Source organism: Conexibacter woesei Iso977N (genome assembly GCF_000424625.1).
Classification (GTDB): domain Bacteria; phylum Actinomycetota; class Thermoleophilia; order Solirubrobacterales; family Solirubrobacteraceae; genus Baekduia; species Baekduia woesei_A.
On sequence record NZ_AUKG01000002.1, the window covers coordinates 1 to 21,900 of the forward strand.

Annotated in this window: 23 protein-coding genes; 14 read left to right on the forward strand and 9 right to left on the reverse strand. The window is 72.2% G+C overall.

The features are described from left to right. Window positions 1-280 precede the first annotated feature (280 nt). Window positions 281-1,060 carry an SDR family NAD(P)-dependent oxidoreductase gene (locus H030_RS0112245; protein ID WP_027006321.1) on the forward strand — a complete coding sequence of 260 codons (780 nt, stop codon included), beginning with the start codon at window positions 281-283 and terminating at the stop codon, window positions 1,058-1,060. Here H030_RS0112245 and H030_RS0112250 read toward each other — a convergent pair. Beyond that, window positions 1,057-1,263 (reverse strand): hypothetical protein, encoded by a 207-nt coding sequence (locus H030_RS0112250; protein WP_027006322.1) that lies wholly within the window; start codon window positions 1,261-1,263, stop codon window positions 1,057-1,059. The genes H030_RS0112245 and H030_RS0112250 overlap by 4 nt on opposite strands. Window positions 1,264-1,354: 91 nt before the next feature. Between H030_RS0112250 and chrA the strand changes: the two genes are divergently transcribed. After that, entirely contained in the window at window positions 1,355-2,452 is a 1,098-nt protein-coding gene (gene chrA, locus H030_RS0112255) for a chromate efflux transporter (RefSeq protein ID WP_027006323.1), read from the forward strand. On the opposite strand, the gene H030_RS31600 is transcribed toward chrA, so the two are convergent. After that, window positions 2,441-2,686 carry a MerR family transcriptional regulator gene (locus H030_RS31600; protein WP_051222506.1) on the reverse strand — a complete coding sequence of 82 codons (246 nt, stop codon included), beginning with the start codon at window positions 2,684-2,686 and terminating at the stop codon, window positions 2,441-2,443. The two genes, chrA and H030_RS31600, sit on opposite strands and share 12 nt — an antisense overlap. A gap of 131 nt (window positions 2,687-2,817) precedes the next feature. On the opposite strand from H030_RS31600, the gene H030_RS31605 reads away from it, so the two are divergent. Then, window positions 2,818-3,282, forward strand: a complete 465-nt coding sequence (locus H030_RS31605; RefSeq protein ID WP_035127588.1) for an ArsR/SmtB family transcription factor — start codon at window positions 2,818-2,820, stop codon at window positions 3,280-3,282. Here the strand turns inward: H030_RS31605 and H030_RS0112270 are convergent. The 4 genes from H030_RS0112270 to upp all read right to left on the reverse strand — a co-directional run bounded on the left by H030_RS0112270 (window position 3,212) and on the right by upp (window position 6,950). Continuing rightward, window positions 3,212-4,960 (reverse strand): YhgE/Pip family protein, encoded by a 1,749-nt coding sequence (locus tag H030_RS0112270; protein WP_027006324.1) that lies wholly within the window; start codon window positions 4,958-4,960, stop codon window positions 3,212-3,214. The two genes, H030_RS31605 and H030_RS0112270, sit on opposite strands and share 71 nt — an antisense overlap. Beyond that, window positions 4,960-5,529, reverse strand: coding sequence for an ABC transporter ATP-binding protein (locus H030_RS0112275; RefSeq protein WP_231398429.1), 570 nt, complete (start codon window positions 5,527-5,529; stop codon window positions 4,960-4,962). Before H030_RS0112275 ends, H030_RS0112270 begins: the two co-directional genes overlap by 1 nt. A 68-nt stretch (window positions 5,530-5,597) precedes the next feature. Continuing rightward, window positions 5,598-6,320, reverse strand: coding sequence for a TetR/AcrR family transcriptional regulator (locus H030_RS31610; protein ID WP_051222508.1), 723 nt, complete (start codon window positions 6,318-6,320; stop codon window positions 5,598-5,600). A gap of 6 nt (window positions 6,321-6,326) precedes the next feature. Next, the gene (upp, locus tag H030_RS0112285; protein ID WP_027006326.1) at window positions 6,327-6,950 is read right to left on the reverse strand and encodes a uracil phosphoribosyltransferase; all 624 of its coding nucleotides are present in this window, start codon (window positions 6,948-6,950) and stop codon (window positions 6,327-6,329) included. Window positions 6,951-7,029: 79 nt separating this feature from the next. On the opposite strand from upp, the gene cdd reads away from it, so the two are divergent. The 11 genes from cdd (at window position 7,030) to H030_RS0112340 (ending at window position 19,522) form a co-directional block, all read left to right on the forward strand. Further along, complete coding sequence (cdd, locus tag H030_RS38420; protein WP_081690770.1) at window positions 7,030-7,956, forward strand: cytidine deaminase; 927 nt, start codon at window positions 7,030-7,032, stop codon at window positions 7,954-7,956. Then, on the forward strand, window positions 7,953-8,777 hold the full coding sequence (locus tag H030_RS0112295) for a purine-nucleoside phosphorylase (protein WP_027006328.1): 825 nt from the start codon (window positions 7,953-7,955) through the stop codon (window positions 8,775-8,777). The genes cdd and H030_RS0112295 overlap by 4 nt, the downstream gene beginning before the upstream one ends. A 2-nt stretch (window positions 8,778-8,779) precedes the next feature. Further along, window positions 8,780-10,090 carry a thymidine phosphorylase gene (locus H030_RS0112300; RefSeq protein ID WP_027006329.1) on the forward strand — a complete coding sequence of 437 codons (1,311 nt, stop codon included), beginning with the start codon at window positions 8,780-8,782 and terminating at the stop codon, window positions 10,088-10,090. After that, window positions 10,087-11,085, forward strand: a complete 999-nt coding sequence (gene add, locus H030_RS31615) for an adenosine deaminase (protein ID WP_035127591.1) — start codon at window positions 10,087-10,089, stop codon at window positions 11,083-11,085. The genes H030_RS0112300 and add overlap by 4 nt, the downstream gene beginning before the upstream one ends. Window positions 11,086-11,202: 117 nt before the next feature. Continuing rightward, window positions 11,203-12,237 carry a BMP family lipoprotein gene (locus H030_RS0112310; protein ID WP_051222510.1) on the forward strand — a complete coding sequence of 345 codons (1,035 nt, stop codon included), beginning with the start codon at window positions 11,203-11,205 and terminating at the stop codon, window positions 12,235-12,237. Between the two features lie 22 nt (window positions 12,238-12,259). Next, on the forward strand, window positions 12,260-13,819 hold the full coding sequence (locus H030_RS0112315; RefSeq protein WP_051222512.1) for an ABC transporter ATP-binding protein: 1,560 nt from the start codon (window positions 12,260-12,262) through the stop codon (window positions 13,817-13,819). Beyond that, complete coding sequence (locus H030_RS31620) at window positions 13,816-15,096, forward strand: ABC transporter permease (RefSeq protein ID WP_051222514.1); 1,281 nt, start codon at window positions 13,816-13,818, stop codon at window positions 15,094-15,096. Before H030_RS0112315 ends, H030_RS31620 begins: the two co-directional genes overlap by 4 nt. Next, window positions 15,093-16,325: an ABC transporter permease gene (locus H030_RS0112325; RefSeq protein ID WP_051222516.1), complete on the forward strand. Its 1,233-nt coding sequence runs from the start codon at window positions 15,093-15,095 to the stop codon at window positions 16,323-16,325. Before H030_RS31620 ends, H030_RS0112325 begins: the two co-directional genes overlap by 4 nt. 24 nt (window positions 16,326-16,349) lie before the next feature. Beyond that, on the forward strand, window positions 16,350-17,246 hold the full coding sequence (deoC, locus tag H030_RS0112330; protein ID WP_027006333.1) for a deoxyribose-phosphate aldolase: 897 nt from the start codon (window positions 16,350-16,352) through the stop codon (window positions 17,244-17,246). 3 nt (window positions 17,247-17,249) lie between these two features. After that, complete coding sequence (locus tag H030_RS0112335; RefSeq protein WP_035128084.1) at window positions 17,250-18,743, forward strand: aldehyde dehydrogenase family protein; 1,494 nt, start codon at window positions 17,250-17,252, stop codon at window positions 18,741-18,743. Beyond that, on the forward strand, window positions 18,740-19,522 hold the full coding sequence (locus tag H030_RS0112340) for an aldehyde dehydrogenase family protein (RefSeq protein WP_027006335.1): 783 nt from the start codon (window positions 18,740-18,742) through the stop codon (window positions 19,520-19,522). Before H030_RS0112335 ends, H030_RS0112340 begins: the two co-directional genes overlap by 4 nt. Before the next feature lie 516 nt (window positions 19,523-20,038). Here the strand turns inward: H030_RS0112340 and H030_RS0112345 are convergent. The 3 genes from H030_RS0112345 to H030_RS0112355 are packed head-to-tail and all read right to left on the reverse strand — an operon-like array spanning window position 20,039 to window position 21,848. Beyond that, window positions 20,039-20,425, reverse strand: a complete 387-nt coding sequence (locus tag H030_RS0112345; protein WP_027006336.1) for a hypothetical protein — start codon at window positions 20,423-20,425, stop codon at window positions 20,039-20,041. 58 nt (window positions 20,426-20,483) lie between these two features. Continuing rightward, window positions 20,484-20,831, reverse strand: coding sequence for a TraR/DksA family transcriptional regulator (locus tag H030_RS36980; RefSeq protein ID WP_051222518.1), 348 nt, complete (start codon window positions 20,829-20,831; stop codon window positions 20,484-20,486). A 9-nt stretch (window positions 20,832-20,840) separates the two neighbouring features. Further along, on the reverse strand, window positions 20,841-21,848 hold the full coding sequence (locus H030_RS0112355) for a sigma-70 family RNA polymerase sigma factor (RefSeq protein ID WP_035127593.1): 1,008 nt from the start codon (window positions 21,846-21,848) through the stop codon (window positions 20,841-20,843). Window positions 21,849-21,900 lie beyond the last annotated feature (52 nt).

Below are 21,900 nucleotides of genomic sequence, written 5' to 3' on the forward strand. Positions count from 1 at the left end.
CGAACCACTATGCACCGTTGACGCTTGGGTTCGGGCCCGAACGGCGCCCGGAGCCCTACGCGAGGCCCAAGGAGACCCGCCCGCACCGCCACCACGCCGAGCCACACCGCCAGCGGCGGCGCGACCGCCAACGCCTTCTCCCATCGATGCCCTCCCAACCCACGCCCCGCACTCCCACCGACACGGCCGCGCTGAACACCACCCACCGCCGCGCCGCAGCACCGCCGCCATCGTCGTCGGCCGCGAGCGCCAGCTCACGCACCCCCGTAGGGTCGACGGCATGGACTTGGAGCTGCGGGACAAGGTCGCCGTCGTCACCGGCGGGAGCAAGGGCATCGGGTTGGCGATCGCCGAGGCGCTGCTGGCCGAGGGTGCGAAGGTCGTCGTCGGCGCGCGCGGTGTCGCGGACATGCCGGAGCACGACGGGCTCGACGCGCTGGAGGTCGACCTGGCGAGCCCGGAGGGGCCGGCCAGGCTGATCGAGCACGCGATCGAGCTGCGCGGGCGGGTCGACATCCTCATCAACAACGTCGGTGGCGCGCCGACGCGGCCGGGTGGGTTCCTGACGATCGACGACGCCGCCTTCGAGAAGACCATCAACTTGAACTTCTACGCCGCGGTGCGCGCGATCCGGGCGGTGCTGCCGGGCATGCTGGAGCGCGGCTCCGGCGCGATCGTCAACGTCAACTCGATCAACGCGATCATCGCGGACCCGCTGGTCCTGGACTACTCCGCGTCGAAGGCGGCGCTCGCCTCAGTCGCCAAGGCGCTCTCGCAGGAGCTCGGCGCCAAGGGGATCCGCATCAACGAGGTCTGGCCCGGACCGGTGGCGACGGATCTCTGGCTGGGCAGGGACGGCGTCGCGGCGCAGGTCGCGGCCGCGGGCGGCGCGCCGGACCCGGGCGCGGTCAGGGCGGGCGCCGAGGCCGCGATGGCGACCGGCCGGTTCACGACGCCGCAGGAGGTCGCGGCGCAGGTGCTGCTGCTGGCGTCGCCGCTCAGCGGCAACGTGACCGGCTCGCACGCCGTCATCGACGGCGGCCTGACGAAGGCGACTTAGGCGGCCGCGGCGAAGCGGATCGGGGCGTCGTGGACGACGCCGCCGCCGTACTCGAAGCGCTCCAGCGCGACGACGTGGTTGCGGCGGCGGACCTCGACCAGGACGCCCCATGAGCGCTCGTGGACGCGGAGCTCGGCGCCGGGATGGCACCGGCGCAGGAGGTTGATCTCCCGGGCCTGCTCGAGGGTCAGCTCTGCGTCCATGAGCACATCATCGGCCGCATCGCTGAAGACCTGATGTGAACAGGCTGAAGATCGCCTCAAGAAGAACCGCAACTGGACGTAGGATCCACGCGTGCGCGTTCCGCTCACCGTCATCGCGCGCGAGTGGGGCCGGATCGGCTGCGTCGGGTTCGGCGGCCCACCGGCCCACATCGCGCTGCTGCGTGAGCTGTGCGTCGAGCGCCGCGGCTGGATCGCCGCGGCCGACTTCGAGGACGCGATCGCGGCCGTCAACCTGCTGCCCGGGCCGGCGTCGACGCAGCTGTCGGTGTACTGCGCGCACCGCGTCGGCGGCCGCCGCGGAGCGCTGATCGGCGGCCTGGCGTTCATCGTCCCGGGCCTGGTCCTGATCCTCGCGCTGGCCGCCGCGTTCCTGGCCGCGAGCCCGCCGCAGTGGCTGGCGGGCGCGGGCGCCGGTGCGGGCGCGGCGGTCGCCGCGGTCGCGGTCAAGGCGGGGCTGGACCTGATCGGCCGGACCTGGCGCAGGGACCGGTTGTTGTACATCCTGCTCGGCGGCCTGGCGGCGGCGACGGTCGGCCCGTGGTTGGTGGTGGTGTTGCTCGCCTGCGGGTTCGCGTCGCTGGCCGTCCGGATGCGCGGAGGCGTGGCGGCGATCATGCCGCTGCCGCTCGCGGTGGCCGCCGGCGCGGGCGGGCTCGGCGCGCTGTGCTGGACGGCGCTGAAGGTCGGCGCGCTCAGCTACGGCGGCGGCTTCGTGATCATCCCGCTGATGCAGGGCGACGCGGTCGACAAGCACCATTGGATGACCGGCACGCAGTTCCTCAACGCGGTCGCGCTCGGCCAGGTCACGCCCGGGCCGGTCACGCACACGGTCGCCGCGGTCGGCTACGCGGCGCACGGCGTCGGCGGCGGGCTGCTCGCCGCGGCGGTCGCGTTCGCGCCGTCGTTCCTGTTCGTCCTCGGCGGCGCCGACCGCTTCCACGCGCTGTTGCGTAACCGGCGCGCACGCGCGTTCATCGACGGCGCCGCGCCCGCGGCGCTCGGCGCGATCCTCGGCTCGGCGATCCCGCTGGCGCTCGCGCTGACCGAGTGGTGGCAGGGCGTGATCCTGGCCGGCGCGGCGGTCGCGCTGCTGGGTCTCAGGCGTGGCGTGGTGGAGACGCTGCTGCTCGCCGGCGTCGCCGGGACCGCGTTCGCGCTACTGACGTAGTTGTAGGAGTTCTCCCAAGACGGACAGCTCTCTGATCTCGGAGAGCGACAGACCGGCCGCCTGCGCGTGACGGACGGAATTGATCCGTTCGACCGCCGAGGCGGGATAGCGGATCGCGCGACCGTGCCGCCAGGGCGGCGGCAGCAGCCCCGCGCGTTCGTAGTAGCGGACCGCGGAAACCGCCAAACCAGTGCGTTCCGCGAGCTCCGTGACCGTGATCTGCTCCTCGTGCATGATGCTCAGCAAGCCCTTATCGCTTGTCGTTGCTCAGCACGATAGGCGGGAATCCTGAGCGGGGGAAGGAGGGGTGGACCGATTGTCAGGGGTTTGACGGGATCGGCGCGCGCTTACCGTCGGCGCGTCCGATGTACGACCCTCCGCCGCCCCCGACCGCCGCCGAGCTGCTCGCGCTGATGCCCGAGGACTACCTCTGGCGCGCCTACGGCCACCCGGCCCGGCTGCGCGTGCTGGTCGAGACCGAGAGGCGGCCGCTGGGCGCGGGCGAGCTGGGCGAGCTGGTCGGGCTCAGCAACCAGGCGATGAACTGGCACCTCGGCAAGCTCGCCGAGGTCCGGCTGATCCGCGCGGTCGGCGGGCGCAGGCGGCGCGCGTTCGTGGAGAGCCTGTGGCGCGCGAGCTACCCCGGCTGGGGCAAGCTGGCGGCGATGATCGAGGCCGCCTCGGCCGAGGGCAAGGCGGCGCGCAAGGCCGAGCGGATCGCCGCGGCGCGCGTCCGCGAGCAGGCGATCCTGCGCGCCGCTAGAGCTCCAGCTCGGGCTTCAGGCGGTCGATCGTCCAGGCGCGGCGGCGCGACACAGCGAAAGTCGTAAGCGCCAGAGCACCGATCAGCAGTCCTGCGAGGACGATCAGGTCGCGCACGAGGTGCGACGTCTCGCCGCCCGAGATGGCATAGCGGAACGCGTCGATCGTGTAGGTCATCGGCAGGACCGGGTGCAGCACGTCGAAGAAGCCGGGCGCGACCTGCAGCGGGTAGAGCCCGCCGGAGCCGCCGAGCTGGAGCACCAGGAGCACCAGGATGACCACCGAGCCGACCGCGTCCAGCGCGGCGCGCAGCAGGTGCAGCAGCGCGATGAACGCCCACGCGGCGAGCCAGAGCAAGGCCACCAACAACCACGGGCGGTCCGCGTCCAGGCCGAGCCCGACCTCGACGACCCCGAACATCAGCGTGGCCGCGAGCGTCCCGATCAGCGCCGCGGGCAGCCAGCCACCGAGCGCGACGGTGACGCTGCGCAGGCGCGAGGCCAGCGCCTCGCCCGCGATCGGGCGCAGCAGCAGGAACGCGACGAGCCCGAAGACCCACAGCCCGATCGACAGGAAGAACGGCGCGACGCCGCGCCCGTAGACGTCGGCGGGGTGCAGGTTGGTGGACTTGACCGTGACCGGGTTGGCGAGCACGTCGGCGTCCCTGGAGCGCTCGCCCGCGTCGGGCGACGGGACCTTGTTCGCCGCGTCCTTGAGCTTCCTGGCCAGCGTCGTCGCGCCGGTCTGCAGCCTCGCCAGCCCGGACGAGAGGCTCGCCGCGCCGGTGTGAGCGTCCCCGATCCCGTCGGCGACCCTCTGCGCGCCGGAGTTGAGCTTGTCGATGTCGGCGACCGCGTCCCTGACGGTCGTCCGGACGTCGCTGGCCTGCGCGTCGAGCGCGGCGCCGAGGCCGTCGACCTGCCTCTGCAGAGCCCTGAACTGCGCGTCGTCCTTGAGGTCGGGGTGGTCGGTCGCCAGCGCGTCGAGCGCCTCCCTGACGGCGTCGTCCTTCGGCAGCCGCGCGTCGAGCCGCTTCAGCGCCGCGTCGATCGCGCCGGCCTTCGTCGCCAGCTCCTGCGTGCCGGCCGCGACCTGCTTGCCGCCGGACTCCAGCGTGACCAGGCCGCCCGACAGCTTCTTGGCGCCCGCGTGCGCGGTCCTCGCGCCGTCGCGCAGCCTGGCCGCGCCGTCGGCCGCGGCCTGGAGCTGCTGCTTGATGTCCGACAGCGAGCCGAGCGACGCCTGCAGGTACGCCGTCTGCGCCGCCGCGTTGACCTGCGCCTGGATCTTCGACTGCGCGGACGCCGCGATGATCCCGATGATGTAGCCGTTGGCGTCGTCGAGCGTGATCTGCATCGACGCGCGCTCCGGGTTGCCGCCGGAGACCGACGCGAGCTTGGCCGAGAAGTCCGGCGGGACCGTGATGACGAAGAAGTACCTGGCGTCCCTGAGCCCGCCGATCGCCTGGCCCGCATCGACGAAGTGCCAGTCGAACTCCGGGTTGGCCCTGAGCTGGTCGACGAAGTCCTGGCCCGCGTTGACCCTCTTGCCCTGGACCTCGACCGGCCTGTCCTCGTTGACGACCGCGACCGGGATCCGGTCCAGGTGCCCGTACGGGTCCCACGACGACCACAGGTAGACGCCCGAGTACAGCGACGGCACGACCAACAACACCACCAACGCCGCCCGCCGCAACGGCCCGCGGAAGCGCCGCAGCTCGAAGAGGGCGAGCCGGAAGGCGGCCATCAGCGGGAAGCTCCCAAGGTGATGGTCTTGCTCGCGAGGCCGCGGGCGGCGGAAGCGTCGTGGGTCGCGCCGATGACCGCGCGGCCGTCGCCTGCCAGCGCCTCGAGGGCGATCCAGGCGCGGCGCTCGTCGCCGGGCGTCAGGCCGCGATCGACGTCGTCCACGACCACGACCGGCGTGTCCTCGGCGGCGGCCAGCGCGAGGTCCAACATGAAGGACTCGAAGGCGCTCAGCGACCACAGCGGCGCGGAGCCCGCCAGCTCGACGCCCGCGCGGACCAGCCGCGCGCGCACGCCCTCCTCGACGCCGCGCCTTGCCAGCACGCCACGGTGGGCGATCGCGTCGCCGACCGTCCACAGCTCGTCGAGCGTCACCGCGTCGCCCGCCCGCGCCACCGCCACCGCGCGCCGCACGTCCGGACCGGCGCCATCGACGACGACCGACCCGCCCGCGAGCTTGAAGCGCCCCGCCAGGGCCAGCACCAGCGCGGTCCGCCCGGACCCGCCCGGCCCGGCGACGCAGACCACCTCGCCCCGCGCGACCGTCACCCCGACCGGCCCGAAGACCACCCCGCGCGGCCCGGTCGCGAGCAGCGCATCGGCGGTCAGAAGCGGGGGCGGGGCGGGGTCGGCGTTGCTCAGCGCGCGTCGGCCTCCTTGGCGCGCTGCATCGCCTCCCACTCCTTGGTGTACAGGTAGCTCCGGAACGCCAGCCGCGTGAGGTCCTCCTCGTACTCCGGCAGCCGCTCGGTCTCGCCGCGGCGGATCACCGAGTACACGACCTCCAGGATCCCGCCGGTCACGAACATCGGCGTCGTCTCGCTCAGCCACCGCTCCGACCCCGGCTGCGAGCGCGGGATCTGGTCGACGACCGGGAAGAACGCCTCGATCGCGGCGTCGCGCCTGGCCAGCCCCTTCGGCCCGGACCCGAGCACCTCGACGATGCACATGCGCGCGAACGCCGGCTCGGCGGCGAGGAAGCGCAGGAACTCGCCGAGCAGCGCGGCGACCTGGTCCTCCCACGACCCGCCCGCGACGGCCGCCAGCCCCTTGGCCATGCGGTCCATCAGCAGCGCGGTGATCGCGTCGTAGGCGGCGAGGAAGCAGTCCTCCTTGTCGGTGAACAGCTCGTAGAACGTCTTGCGCGAGACACCGGCGTAGTCGGTGATGTCCGCGACGCGCGTCGCCGCGTAGCCCTTCTCGGCGACGACGTTGGCGATCGCGTCGAGCAGCCGCTCGCGCTGGTTGGACGCGATGAACGCGCGCGAGAGCCCGTGCCGCCCCTTCGGCAGGTGCCCGCCCTGCGGCGCGCCGCCCGAGAGCGGGAGCGGGCGCGCGGCGTCCTGCTCGTCGCCGGCCATCGGGCGCTAGTCCGTTCCGAAGAGCCGGTCCCCGGCGTCGCCGAGACCGGGTCGGATGTAGCCGCGCTCGTCGAGGCCGCGGTCCAGCACGGCGACCGTGATCGGGACCTCCGGATGCGCCTCGCGCACGACCTCGACGCCCTCGGGCGCGGCGATCAGGTTGACGAGCCGCAGGTCGCGGGCGCCCTTCGCGCGCATGCGGTCGAGCGCCGCCTTCGCGCTGCCGCCGGTCGCGAGCATCGGGTCGACGACGAAGATCGTCGAGTCCTCGATCCCGTCGGGCAGCGACTCGTAGTAGTCCTCGGGCTGCAGCGTCTCCTCGTTGCGGCGCATGCCCAGGTGGCCGACCGACGCATTGGGCACGAAGCGGAGGAAGCCGTCGACCATGCCCAATCCGGCGCGCAGCACGGCGACGATCATGATGTTGGTGGGCTTGGACCCCGTGGTCTTCTCCAGCGGCGTCTCGACCTCCACCTCCCGGACGGGCACGTCGCGCAGCGCCTCGTAGGCGAGCATCGAGGCCGCGTCGGCCATCGCGCTGCGGAACGCGCGGCGCGACGTGCTCGCGGCACGGAGCTCGGTGACGGCCCGGGCCATCACGGGGTGGTCGACGACGCGGAGTCCTTCCATCGGTGGGCGGACGTTATCCGAGGTCGCGGCGTTCGGCGATGGCCAGGTCGCACGTAGCACGTAGTACGTTCAATCGCCGATGGCTCCCAATCGCAACGTCGAGCTCAAAGCGCGCGACGCCGACCCCGAGAAGACGCTCGCCGCGGCCCTCGCCCACGGCGCCGAGGACCAGGGCGTCCTGACCCAGCGCGACACCTACTTCTCCGCGCGCGAGGGGCGGCTGAAGCTCCGCGAGGAGCGCCGGGGCGACGGGCCGTGGTCCGCGTTCCTGATCGACTACTCCCGCGCGGACGACCCGCAGGCGCGGACCAGCGCCTATCACTTGGTCGACGTGCCCGATCCGGGCGCGTTGAAGGTCGCGCTGGACGCGTCGCTCGGTACGACGGTGGTCGTCGAGAAGTTCCGGCGCCTGCTGCTCTGGCAGGACGTCCGGATCCACCTCGACGAGGTCGACGGCCTCGGGACGTTCGTCGAGCTGGAGGCGGTCGCGCCCGCCGAGTCCGACCTGTCCGGCGAGCACCGCAGGGTCGCCGAGCTGCGTCAGGTGCTGGACATCGCCGACGAGGACGTCGAGGCGACCGGCTACGCGTCCCTGCTGCTGGCGTCCGGCGCGGCGACCGACCGCATGGTGTCGCTCGCGCGCGTCGCGATGGACCGCGCCTACGCGCCGTACTCCAACTTCCACGTCGGCGTCGCGCTGCGCGACGAGACCGGCGCGCTGCACTCCGGCGCCAACGTCGAGAACGGCGCCTTCCCGCAGGGCGCCTGCGCGGAGGCCAGCGCCATCGGCGCGCTCGTCGCGGCCGGCGGGCACCGCATCGAGGAGGCGGTCGTGATGGCCGACACCGAGCTGATCGTCCCCTGTGGCGGCTGCCGCCAGCGCCTGAGCGAGTTCGCCGGCAAGGACACCAAGATCCACCTGGCCGGGCCGGAGGGCGTGCGCAGGACCGTCACGCTCGCCGACCTCCTGCCCTACGCCTTCGATCTGGAGGAAGCGCAGTCGTGAGCGATTGGACCACCGAGGCCGCCGACGCGATCCGCGAAGCGGCCGGCGACGGGTTCGTCACGCCGAAGCTCGGCATGGTCCTGGGCTCCGGCCTCGGCGGGTTGGCCGACGCGGTGCAGGACGCGACGTCGATCCCCTACACCGACCTGCCCGGCTTCCCGGTCGGCACGGTGCCGGGCCACGCCGGGCGGCTCGTCCTCGGCACGCTCGAAGGCACGCCGGTCGTCGTGCTCCAGGGCCGCGCGCACCTCTACGAGGGCATCCCCGCCAGCTCCGTCGCGGTGCCGATCCGCACGATCCGGGCGCTGGGAGCCGACACGGTGGTGTTGACCAACGCCGCCGGCTCGATCAACCCCGACGCCAAGCCGGGCGCGATCATGGCGCTGACCGACCACATCAACTTCCAGGGCATGAACCCCTTGGCCGGCCCGAACGACGACGCGATCGGGCCGCGCTTCGTCGGCCTCGGCGACACCTACAACAAGGATCTGCTGAGGCTCCTGCAGGCCGCCGCGGAGGCGGAGGGCGTGACGCTGCACGAAGGCGTGTACCTCGCGGTCCTCGGCCCGTCGTTCGAGACGCCGGCCGAGATCCGCGCGTTCCGGACCCTCGGCGCCGACGCGGTCGGGATGTCGACGGTGCCGGAGGCGATCGTCGCGCGGCACTGCGGGCTGCGCGTCGCGGCGATCTCGGCGATCACCAACCTCGCGGAGGGCCTCGGCGACGAGCCGCTCTCCCACGAGCACACCCTCAAGAACGCCGCGATCGCGGCGCAGGACCTCCAGCGCGTCCTCGCGCACTTCGTCAAGGAGTACCACTGAGCATGCGGGCCGCCAAGGAGCTGCTGCGCGACAAGCGCGACGGCAAGACGCTGACGCCGGACGAGCTGCGCTGGATCGCGAGCGGGATCGGCGACGGCACGCTGAGCGACGCGCAGTGCGGGGCGTTCGCGATGGCCGTGTACTTCCGCGGGCTCAACGCCGAGGAGCTGCCGGCGTTCACGCTCGGGATGCGCGACTCCGGGACGGTCCTGGACTGGTCGGACATCGACAAGCCGGTGCTCGACAAGCACTCGACCGGCGGCGTGGGGGACAAGGTGTCGCTGTTGCTCGCGCCGCTGATCGCGGCGTGCGGTGGCGCGACGCCGATGATCTCCGGCCGCGGCCTCGGCCACACCGGCGGGACGCTCGACAAGCTGGAGGCGATCCCGGGCTACAACGCGACGCCGTCCGGGCCCCTGATGGGCCGGGTCGTCCGCGAGGTCGGCTGCGTGATCGGCGGCCAGACCGACGACCTCGCCCCGGCCGATCGCAAGCTGTACGGGATCCGCGACGCGACGGGCAGCGTCGAGGCGATCCCGCTGATCGTCTCCTCGATCCTGTCCAAGAAGCTGGCGGCCGGGCTCGGCGGGCTGGTCATGGACGTCAAGCACGGCAACGGCGCGTTCATGAGCGAGTACGAGGACGCCAAGGCGCTCGCGCGCGCGCTCGTGGACGTCGCGGTCGCGGCCGGGCTGCCGACCGTCGCGCTGCTGACCGACATGAACCAGGTGCTCGGCGCGACCGCCGGCAATGCGCTGGAGGTGCGGGAGTCGATCGAGATCCTCAAGGACCCCGGCAACGGCGACCCGCGGCTGGTCGAGGTCACGCTGGAGCTGACGCGCGCGCTGCTCGACCTCGGCGGCATCGGCGACCGCGATCCCGAGGAGGCGCTGCGCTCGGGCGCCGCGGCCGAGCGCTTCGGCGCGATGGTCGCCGCCCTCGGCGGGCCGACCGACATCATGGACAACTACGACGCCCACCTCGACCGCGCGCCGGTGATCCGGGAGGTCTTCCCGGACGAGGACGGCGTCGTCGTCGCGCACGACACGCGCGCGCTCGGCATCGCGGTGATGAACCTCGGCGGCGGGCGCAAGGTCGAGAGCGACGTCATCGACATGGCGGTCGGGCTCGACGCGGTCTCCGGCGTCGGTACGCCGGTCGCCCGCGGCGGCCGCCCGCTCGCGGTCGTCCACGCGCGCGACGAGGCCGGCGCCGACGCGGCGGCGGCCGAGGTCAAGGCCGCGATCACGGTCGGCGACTCCGCGGGTGGGCGGGCCGACATCACCCCGATCGTGGCGGAGGTGCTGCGATGACCGACCCGAAGACCGTTGCGTCGATCCCCAAGGCCGAGCTCCACGTCCACCTCGAGGGCACGGCCACGCCGGACCTGATCCAGCGCCTGGCCGACCGCAACGGCATCGCGCTCGCGCCGGACCTCTTCCGCCCCGACGGCACGTTCGCCTGGACCGACTTCCTGGACTTCCTGGCGTCCTACGACAAGGCCGCCTCCGCGATCCGGACCAGCGACGACTACCGCGACGTCACCTACGAGTACCTCGCGGCCTGCGCGGCCGAGGGCGCGGTCTACGTCGAGCTGATCGCCAGCCTCGACCACGGCAAGCACGTCGGCCTCGCCGACGACGAGCACCTCGACGGCATCGCGCGTGGGATCGACGACGCCCAACGGGATCACAACATCACCGGCCGGATCATCTCCTCGATCGTCCGCAACTTCGGCGTCGCCGACTGCGAGGACGTCGCCAGGCGCACGGTCGCGCTGGACCACCCCTACGTCGTCGGCTTCAACATGGCCGGCGACGAGGCGGGCTTCCCGGCCTCCGACTACGCCCGCGCGTTCGCGATCGTCCACGAGGCCGGCCTCGGCTGCAGCGTCCACGCGGGCGAGCACGCGGGCCCGGAGTCGATCCGCGCCGCCCTGGAGCTTCCGGGGGTCGTGCGAATTTCGCACGGTGTTCGGGCGGTGGAGGACCCCTCGTTGGTCCAGGATCTCGCCGAACGCGGGATCGTGCTCGAGGTCTGCCCGACGTCGAACGTCGTCCTCGGCGTCTATCCGACCTACGAGGAGCACCCGCTGCGCGCGCTGATGGCCGCCGGAGTGCCCGTGACGCTTGGCTCGGACGATCCTCCGTACTTCGGTACGACGATCGGCCGTGAGTACGAGCTGGCCCACGAGCGCCTGGGATGCTCGCTGGAAGACCTGGGAACCATCACCGAAACCGCGCTCAATGCGGCCTTCTCGGACATTGAAGGTGTGGTCAACCAACCAGACCGCCGAACGGACCTGTAGCCTGCGCGCGCGGCCAGGGTCGGCCGCGCTGTCCCTCAGTAGTCCCGTTCAATCCCAGAGGGAGTTCTCTCGCAAGTGCGCGCACGTTCCACCCGCCGAGTCATCGCCGCCATTGGCATGACCGGCATCCTCATCGCCGCCGCAGGCTGCGGTTCGGACGACAACAGCTCGACGACCTCGTCGTCGGCCGCTGCGTCCGGCACCACGTCCACGGCGGCCGCTCCGGCCGGCAAGAAGATCAAGGTCGGTCTCGTGACCGACATCGGCGGTCTGAACGACCGCTCGTTCAACTCGCTGGCCAACCAGGGCCTGGAGACCGCCGAGTCCACGCTCGGCATCCAGGGCCGTGTCCTGACCTCGAAGTCCAACGCGGACTACATCCCGAACCTCTCGACGCTGGCTCAGCAGAGGTACGACCTCGTCATCGGCGTCGGGTTCCTGATGGCCGACGCGGTCGACACCGTCGCCAAGAAGTTCCCGAACACCAAGTTCGCGATCATCGACGTCGACGCGACCACGCTCAAGGGCAAGCCGACCAACGTCGGCGGCCTGCTCTTCAAGGAGCAGCAGTCCGGCTACATCGCGGGCTACCTCGCCGGCCTGTACGCCAAGGACAACAACATCAGGACGATCTCGTCCGTCGGCGGTCAGAAGATCCCGCCGGTCGACCACTACATCGCGGGCTACCAGGCCGGCGCCAAGGCGGCCGACCCGGGCATCAAGACGCTCAACGGCTACTCCCAGGACTTCGTCGACCAGGCGAAGTGCAAGGAGATCGCGCTGAACCAGATCGCCCAGGGCTCGGGCGTCGTCTTCCAGGTGGCGGGCCAGTGCGGCCTCGGCGCGCTGGACGCGGCGAAGGAGAAGGGCAAGCAGGGCATCGGCGTCGACGCCGACCAGGCCTACCTCGGCTCCCACATCCTGACCTCGGCCGTCAAGAAGGTCGACCAGGCCGTCGTCGCCACGATCAAGGCGGCGCAGACCGACTCGTTCAGGGGCGGCGCGAACACCACGTTCGAGGTCTCCAACGGCGGCGCGGGCATCGGCAAGATCGGTCCGGCCGGCACCAGGTACCAGTCGCAGGTCGACGCGGTCACGGCGAAGCTGAAGGACGGCTCCGTCACCCCGCCCGACACGGTCCCGGGCAAGTAGCCCAAGTCGTACTCTGGCGGCTGTGACGCCAACTGACGCATCCGGTGCCGCGGGGCTCGCTCTCGAGCTCCGCGGCATCACCAAGCGCTTCGGCGCTTTGACGGCCAACGACGCCGTCGACCTCCAGCTGCGGCGTGGGGAGATCCACGCCCTGCTGGGGGAGAACGGCGCCGGCAAGTCCACGTTGATGAACGTGGTCTACGGCATGCTGTCGCCCGAAGAGGGCGAGATCCTCGTGGACGGCAGGGTCACCACCGTCGCGTCGCCGCGCGACGCGATGGACCAGGGCATCGGCATGGTCTTCCAGCACTTCATGCTGATCCCGGTCATGACGGTGGCCGAGAACCTGGTGCTCGGCAACGAGGGGCCGGCCAAGCGCGGGCTGCTCGACATCGCGGGCGCACGCAAGCGCACCCGGGAGCTGAGCGAGAAGTACGGGTTGAGGGTCGACCCGGACGCGCGCGTCTCCGACGTCTCGGTCGGGATGCAGCAGCGCATCGAGATCCTGCGTGCTCTGGATCGCGGCGCGAAGATCCTGGTGCTCGACGAGCCCACCGCCGTGCTGACGGCGCAGGAGACGGCCGAGCTGGTCGAGGTGCTGCGCGGGCTGCGCGACGCCGGGACCTCGGTGGTCTTCATCACGCACAAGCTTCACGAGGTCCTGGAGGTCGCCGATCGCGTGACCGTGCTGCGGCGCGGCAGGACGATCGGGACGATCGACACCGCGGGCGCCGACGAGGCGACCCTGGCGCGGATGATGGTCGGGCGCGACGTCGTCCTGCGCGTCGAGAAGGAGCCCGGCACGCCCGGCGAGGCGCTGCTGGAGATCGACGCGGTGCACGCGATCGACGACCGCGGGCTCCCGGCGGTCGACGGCGTGTCGCTGACCGTCGCGGCGGGCGAGATCGTCGCGGTCGCGGGCATCGACGGCAACGGCCAGACCGAGCTGATCGACGCGATCGCGGGCCTGCGCAACGTCGCGGCCGGCACGATCCGGATCAAGGGCAAGGACATCACGAACGTCTCCCCGCGCGCGGCGCGCGAGGCCGGCGTCGGCCACATCGCCGAGGACCGCCACGCGCGCGGCCTCGTGCTCGACTTCACGCTCGCCGAGAACCTGGCGCTCAACGACTACCGGTCGGGCACCAAGTTGGGGTTGTTGAACCCGAAGCGGATGCTCGACGGCGCCAGGCAGCTGCTGAGCGAGTTCGACGTGCGCGGCGGCAACCCGCAGACGCCCGCGCGCTCGCTCTCGGGCGGCAACCAGCAGAAGGTCGTCATCGCGCGCGAGGTGTCCGGCAACCCGGACGCGCTGATCGCCGCGCAGCCGACCCGCGGCCTGGACGTCGGCGCGATCGAGTTCGTGCACCGCCGCCTGCTCGCCGAGCGCGACGCGGGCCGCGCGATCCTCCTGTTCTCGCTCGAGCTGGAGGAGGTCCGCGCGCTGGCGGACCGCATCCTGGTGATCTACGACGGGCGGATCGTCGGCGAGCTGCCGCCGACCGCCTCCGACGAGGAGCTCGGCCTGATGATGACGGGCTCGGGCTCGGGCTCCGGCGCCGGGAGGGCGCAGCAGGCATGAGCGACGAGCAGCCGCCTTCGGGCGCTCCGGAACCACCCCCGCCCTCGGCCCAGCCCGAGTACGACCTCCAGCCCGCGCCGGTCACGCCGGGCGACGGCGCGACGGTCGGCGGGCGCATGCAGGTGGCGATGAGGGCCGGCGGGATCGTCGCGCCGCTGCTGACGGTGCTGCTGGCGTTCCTGATCGGTGGGCTGGTCGTGTTGCTCACGGGCCACAACCCGATCGACACCTACAAGGCGATCTTCAACGGCACCGGCCTGCAGTGGCTGTTCCCGTGGACGTCGAAGGACGATCGCGTGACCGCGGCGATCAACCTGCAGCAGACGCTCATCATCACCGGGCCGCTGATCCTGCTCGGGCTCGCCGTCGGCTACGCGTTCCGGGCGGGCCTGTTCAACATCGGCGGCCAGGGCCAGTACATCGTGGGCTCGATCGTGGCGGTGTGGGCCGGCTCGTCGTGGGCCGGGATGCCGCACCTGCTGCACGTCGTGGTGTGCATGGTGCTCGCGACGCTGGCGGGCGCGTTCTGGGCCGGGATCTCCGGCTTCCTGCGCGCGGTGACCGGTGCCAACGAGGTCATCACCACGATCATGCTCAACTGGATCGCGATCTGGCTGGGCGTGTACCTGTTCTCGCTCGGCGGGCCGCTGCAGAACCACGCGCAGAGGGACGTCCCGATCTCCAACGACGTGGTCGGCGGCGCCAAGCTCCACGTCTTCTGGGGCGATCCGGAGCTGCAGGGCCTGCACATCGGGATCTTCATCGCGATCGCCGCGGCGGTCGTCTACTGGGTGCTGCTGAACCGGTCCACCAAGGGCTACGAGGCGCGCGCGGTCGGCTTCAACCCGGAGGCCGCGCGGTACTCGGGGATCAAGGTCGGCAAGACCTACGTGTTGGTCATGGCGACGTGCGGCGCGCTGGCGGGCCTGGCGGGGTCCTTGGACGTCCTGGGCTGGCAGTTCCACCTGGCGACCAACGACGTCCAGGGGACGCAGCTGGCGTTCTACGGGATCGCGGTCGCGCTGCTCGGGCGCAACACGGCGATCGGGACCTGCCTGGCGGCGCTGCTGTTCGGGGCGCTGATCACCGGCACCTCGGTGCGCAACCTGGACCCGGCGGTGTTCGAGCCCGAGCTGGCGCAGAACCTGACGACGGTGATCCAGGGCCTCGTCGTGCTGTTCGTCAGCGCGGACGTCCTGATCCTGATCATCTACAACAAGCTGAGGATCCGGCGACGGCGGGCCACGCCGGCGCAGCCGGCTGAGGTGACGGCATGAGCGGCACGCAGTCGATCACCACCAACCTGCGCGCGCCGCAGGACGGCGCCCGCGGCGGCGTGACGCCGGCGGGCTGGATCGGCTGGGGCGGCATTGCGCTCGGCGTGATCGCGTTCGTGATCACGCTGCCGCCGTTCGAGGTCCGGACCGCGGTGCCGTCCTACGTCATCGGCTTCATCGCGCTGTTCTGCGGCGTCGTCGCCTGGCGCGGCGGCGAGCGGCGGATCGGCGGCGGCGCGGTGGCCGCGGGCATCTTCGGTGCGCTTGGCGCGTTCGCCGCGACGAGGTCGGGCGTCAACAACCTCGAGGTCGTGGTGTCGTGGAGCGCGCTCTGCGCCGCGATGCTGCGCTACGCGACGCCGCTGACGTTCGCGGCGCTAGGCGGCCTCGTCAGCGAGCGCGCGGGCGTGGTCAACATCGCGCTCGAGGGCATGATGCTGATGGGCGCGTTCTTCGGCGCCTACGGGGCCGACAAGACCGGCACGTGGGTCGGCGGCGTGATCATCGGCTGCCTGGCCGGGATGGCGCTGGCGGCGATCCACGCGGTCTTCGCGATCTCGCTGCGCTCGGACCAGATCGTGGTCGGCACCGGCCTGAACTTCCTGGCCCTGGGTCTGACGGGCTACATGTACGTCGACACTTACGGCGACCAGGGCACGCCGGACAACCTCCCGGCGACGCCGGACATCAACCTGCCGACCGAGCACCTCGGGTTCATCGGGCAGGCGATCCAGCAGCTGAACCTGCTCGTGTGGGGCTCGCTGGTCGCGGTCATCCTGGTGTGGCTGGTGATCTTCCGGACGCGCCTGGGCCTGCGGCTGCGGTCGGTCGGCGAGAACCCGCGCGCGGCCGAGACGGTCGGCATCAGCGTGTACCTGGTCCGCTACGGCGCGGTGATCGCGTCGGGTGGCCTGGCGGCGCTGGGCGGCGTGTTCCTGTCGATCGGCTTCGTGCACTCGTTCTCGCAGAACATGACCGCGGGGCGCGGGTTCATCGCGCTGGCCGCGCTGATCTTCGGGCGCTGGCGGCCGGGCGGGCTGCTGGCGGCGACGCTGCTGTTCGGGTTCTCCAGCGCGCTGGCGCAGCGGCTCCCGCAGTTCTCACCGCAGCTGGCGACGCTGTTCCAGGCGCTGCCGTACGTGCTGACGCTGGTCGCGGTCGCGGGCGTGGTCGGGCGGTCGACGCCGCCCGCCGCCGACGGCGTGCCGTACACGCGCGAGGGCAAGTAGGGCCCGCGCTCTACCCTTGGGTGCATGACCTCGATGAGAACGCTCCCGCACGTCGATCGTGTGGGGGTCGCCGAGCGCGTCGCCGCGCTCGGCAAGCGGTCGATCAAGGGTGACGCGAAGCGGCAGGGCCTGCTGCTGGCGATCTCCCTGCTGGACCTGACCACGCTGGAGGGCGCGGACACGCCCGGCAAGGTGAAGCAGCTGGCGGCCAAGGCGGTGACGCCGTCTCCGGCGTTCCCGGAGGTGCCCTCGTGCGCGGCGGTCTGCGTGTACCCGTCGCTGGTCGCCGTCGCGCGCGACGCGGTCGCCGGGTCGGGCGTGCTGGTCGCCTCGGTGGCGACCGGGTTCCCGGCCGGCCAGACACCGCTGGAGACGCGGCTGGAGGAGGTCCGGCTGGCGGTCGCCGACGGCGCGGACGAGATCGACATGGTGATCTCGCGCGATGCCTACCTGCGCGGCGACGACGTCCAGGTCGCGGGGGAGATCGAGGCGATCAAGGACGCCTGCGGGCCCGCGCACCTGAAGGTGATCCTGGAGACCGCGGAGCTGGGGTCGCTCGATCACGTGCGGCACGCGTCGATGCTCGCGATGGACGCGGGCGCGGACTTCATCAAGACCTCGACGGGCAAGGCGCCCGGCGGCGGCGCGACGCCCGCGACGATCCTGGTGATGCTGGAGGCGATCCGGGACTACGTGGACCGCACGGGGCGCGTCGTCGGGATGAAGCCGGCGGGCGGCGTCTCGAACGCGAAGGCGGCGCTGGGCGTGCTCGTGCTGGTCAAGGAGACGCTCGGCGAGGAATGGCTGACGCCGGACCTGCTGCGGATCGGCGCGTCGAGCGTGCTGAACGACCTGTTGATGCAGTACGCGAAGACCGAGAGCGGCCGCTACGGGCGGGCCGAGGACTTCTCGAAGGAGTAGGCGATGACCGACACGATCCCGCAGACCTCGCCCAACGGGGCCGGCCGCACGCCGATCCGCTGGGACTACTCGCCGGCGCCGGAGTCGACGGATCACGTGCGTTTGCGTGATCGCTACGGGCTGTTCATCGGTGGGGAGTTCGCCGAGGCGGATGCGTACGCGCCGACGATCAACCCGGCGACCGAGGAGCCGCTGGCGGAGATCGCCCAGGCGTCGGCTGCCGATGTCGCGCGCGCCGTGGAGAGCGCCCGCGCCGCCGCCCCGAAGTGGGCGGCGCTGTCGGGGCTGGAGCGCGGGAAGTACGTGTTCCGGATCGCGCGGCTGATCCAGGAGCGGGCGCGCGAGCTGGCGGTCGTCGAGACGCTCGACGGCGGCAAGCCGATCAAGGAGTCGCGCGACATCGACATCCCGCTGGCCGCGGCGCACTTCTTCTACTACGCGGGCTGGGCGGACAAGCTCGAGTACGGCGTTCCTGTAGGGGTTGGTCGTCGCGCGGTGCCGCGCGGCGTCGTCGGCCAGGTGATCCCGTGGAACTTCCCGCTGCTGATGGCGGCGTGGAAGCTGGCGCCGGCTTTGGCGACCGGGAACACCGCGGTGTTGAAGCCGGCCGACACGACGCCGCTGACGGCGCTGCTGCTCGCCGAGATCCTGCAGGAGGCGGAGCTGCCCGACGGCGTCGTCAACATCATCCCCGGCGATGGCAGCGCCGGTGCGGCGCTGGTCCGGAGCGAGGTCGACAAGGTCGCGTTCACGGGCTCGACGGCGGTCGGGCGCGACATCCAGGCCGCGCTGGCGGGCAAGGACATCGGGTTGACGCTGGAGCTCGGCGGCAAGAGCGCCAACATCGTCTTCGAGGACGCGGCGCTGGACCAGGCGGTCGAGGGGATCGTCCAGGGGATCTTCTTCAACCAGGGCCACGTGTGTTGTGCTGGTTCTCGGCTGCTGGTCCAGGAGTCGGTCGCCGAGCAGGTGACCGAGAAGCTGTGGTCGCGGATGCAGCACCTGCGCGTCGGCGATCCGCTGGACAAGAACACCGACGTCGGCGCGATCAACTCGCGCGCGCAGCTGGACCGGATCGAGGAGCTCGTCGGCATCGGGGTCGAGGAGGGCGCGGGGCTGCGGCAGGTCGCGTGCTCGCTGCCCGAGCGCGGCTTCTGGTTCTCGCCGGCGATCTTCACCGAGGCGGCGCCGACGCACCGCATCTCGCGCGAGGAGATCTTCGGGCCGGTGCTGGCGATCACGACGTTCCGCGATCACGCGGAGGCGATCGAGAAGGCCAACAACTCGCCGTACGGGCTGGCCGCGGGGATCTGGACCGACAAGGGCTCGAAGGCGTTCCAGGTCACTGGCGCGCTGCGGTCCGGCGTCGTCTGGCAGAACACCTACAACCACTTCGACCCGACGGCGGCGTTCGGCGGGTTCAAGGAGTCCGGGTTCGGCCGCGAGGGCGGTCCGGCCGGGCTGCGCCCGTACGTGAAGGTGGAGGCGGCGTCGTGAGCGGCCGCGTCGGGATTCGCAAGACCTACAAGTTGTACATCGGTGGCGCCTTCGTCCGCTCCGAGTCCGGGAGACACGACACCGTGAACGGCACCAACATCCCCCGCGGCAGCCGCAAGGACGTCCGCGACGCGGTCAAGGTCGCGCGTGGCGCGGCGGGGCCGTGGGCGGCGCGGACCGCGTACAACCGCGGGCAGGTCTTGTACCGAGCCGCCGAGGCGCTGGAGTCGCGCGCGTCGGAGTTCGCGGCGGGCGAGGTCGGCGAGGCCATCGACGTGCTGGTGCACTACGCCGGCTGGACCGACAAGCTGGACGCTGTCCTGGGTGGGGTGAACCCGGTCGCGGCGCCGTTCCTGTCGCTGTCGACGCCGGAGGCGACGGGTGTGGTCGGCGTGATCCACGGTGCGACGGCCTCGCTGCCGGAGCTGGTCCGGTCGATCGCCGCGCCGCTGGCGGCGGGGAACGTCGTCGTGGTGATCCTGCCCGAGAGCGACCCGCTGCCGGGGCTGGACCTCGGCGAGGTGCTCGGGGTGAGCGACATCCCTTCCGGAGTGGTGAACCTCATCTCCGGCCGCCTGTCCGAGCTGCTGCCCGCGCTGGCATCGCACCGCGACGTCAACGCGCTGATCGACGCGACCGGCACACCGTCGGCCTCAACCGAGATCGACACCCTCGCCGCCGAGACGCTCAAGCGCGTCATCCGCAGCGAACCCGACGCCCTCTCACTCCTCTCAGCCCTCTCCGAGCTCCGCACCGCCTGGCACCCCGTCGGCGCCTAGCCTCGATACACGCGCCTCCATTCCACCGGCACTCCGAGCGCCCGTGACCGCGCCCTTCGCCACTCTGGGCGCCGTCCGGTCTGGTTGAGAGGGCCTCGAATCGGCCGCGTCTCTGCGGGGCGGGGTTGGGCTGTACCGCCGTCCGTCCGGCATCGTTTGACGCGTCTCGACTCCGGCGGCACTCCGACCGCCCGCGGCCGCGCCGCTCGCCATCCTGGGCGCCGTCCGGTCTGGCTGAGAAGGCCTCGAATCGCCCGCGTCTCTGCGGGGCGGGGTTGGGCTGTACCGCCGTCCGTCCGGCATCGTTTGACGCGTCTCGACTCCGGCGGCACTCCGGCCGCCTGCGGCCGCGCCGCTCGCCATTCTGGGCGCCGTCCGGTTTGGTTGAGAGGGCCTCGAATCGGCCGCGTCTCTGCGGGGTGGTGTTGGGCTGTGCCGCCGTCCGTCCGGCGAACAGCGATGCGCGAAGCCGAGGTGTCGCTCTGATGCTGATGTCCGCGAGACGCTGGAGCGCGTCTAGTTGCTGAAGCGCGCTTCGGGCTGCGGCTCGGTGGTGCGCTTGCCGCGGCGGCGGGGGAGCTCGCCGTCTTCGCCGATCGGGCCGGCGGATTCGGCGACGAGGCGGGCGGTGTCGTCCTCGCCGACGCGGGCGACGAGCCAGTCGCGCGTCGCGACGGCGGCTGCGGCCGCGCGGCGGCGGAGGTCCTCGTCGGGGTGGCGCTCGGCGGTCAGGTCGGCGCCGACGAGCAGCGACGCGGCGATCTCGGTGTCGCTGCGGCGATCACCGCGATCACGGGCGCGGTCGAGCATCTTGGGGACGTCGACGGCGGCGACGTCCTCCGCGGCGGGCGTCGGAACCGCGTGGCGGCGGCGTGCGCCGAAGATCTGCGAGAACCAACCCATGCGGTAGACGGTAGTCCTTCGGCGCATGCTCTGCGCTCCTTCGCGGTGCCAGCCGGCGCTAGCGGCCCGTCTCGCGCGCGCAGTCGACGCAGAGCACCGACTCGGGTGCGAAGCGCAGCCGTGCGGGCGCGATCGGCCCGCCGCAGCGGTCGCAGATCCCGTAGGTGCCCTCGTCGAGCTTCTCCAGCGCGCGCAGGATCCGGAGGTGCTTGGTCTCCAGCGCCGAGCCGACGCCGACCTCGGTCAGGCGCCGGACCGCCTCGGTCGTCCCGTCGCCGACGCGCTTGCCGAACGAGATGCCGGAGCCGCGCTCGGGCGCCTTCGTCATGTCGCCCAGCCGCAGGTCGAGCGCCGCCGCGCGCTCGCGCAGGACCTGCTCGACGTCGTCGCGGTCGAAGGTGCTCATCCCACAGGGCTACCCGCCGGTCGCCGGGAGCGTGCGCGGGAGCCCGAACCACGGCAGGACGGTCGACTCGAAGCGCATCAGCGCGCCGATCCGGCCGTCGCGGAGCTCCAGCGCGAAGAGGCCGGCGGCGTGGCGGAGGCCGTCCGGGCCCAGGAGGTAGGCGCCGAAGGCGGGCTGGCCGTTGGCGCGGATCGGGACGAGCGAGTGGCGGCGGCCGCCGGCGAACAACATCATCAGGAACTCGTGGACGGCGTCGTGGCCGACGTACTCGAACGGCATCGGCGGCATCGACATGAAGATGTCGTCGGTCAGGAGCGACACCACCGTGTCGACGTCGGCCGCCTCGTAGGCCGCGACGAAGCGGGCGACCAGGCCCTCGTCGCCGGCGGACGGCGCCGCCGGCAGCGGCCGCGCGGACAGCCCGGCGCGGGCGCGCTTGAGCGCGCTGTTGGCCGCGTCGAGCGAGATGTCCAACATCTCGGCGACCTCGGCGGCGCTGAAGCCGAGCACGTCACGCAGGACCAGCACGGCCAGCTGCCGCGGCGGCAGCACCTGCAGCGCGGTCACGAAGGCCAAGGACATGGACTCGTGCTGCTCGTAGCGCGCCTCGGGGCCGGCCGGCAGCTCGCCCAACCCCTCCATCAACGCCTCCGGGAACGGCTGCAGCCAGACGACCTCGCCGAGCCGCGACGGCTCCGGCGGCACCACGCCCGGCACGTTCCACGCCTGCGGTGGCCGCCGTGCCGCGTCGCGCCGCGCGTTGAGGCAGCGGTTCGTCGCGATCCGGTAGAGCCACGTCCGCAGCGACGCGCGCCCCGCGAACCCGCCGATCCCGCGCCACGCGGTCACCAGCACGTCCTGCAGCGCGTCCTCGGCGTCCTGGAAGGACCCCAACATGCGGTAGCAGTGCGCGAGCAGCTCGCGCCGGTGCGGTTCGGTCAGCGCCGCGAACGCGGCGTCGTCGCCACGCTGGGCGCGGGTCAGCAGGTCGGCGGCCAAGGGAGCCTCTTCTCGCATACGCGTGCAGACACCGCAACCCCCGCGAACTGGGCGCGCCCAGTCGCCGCGC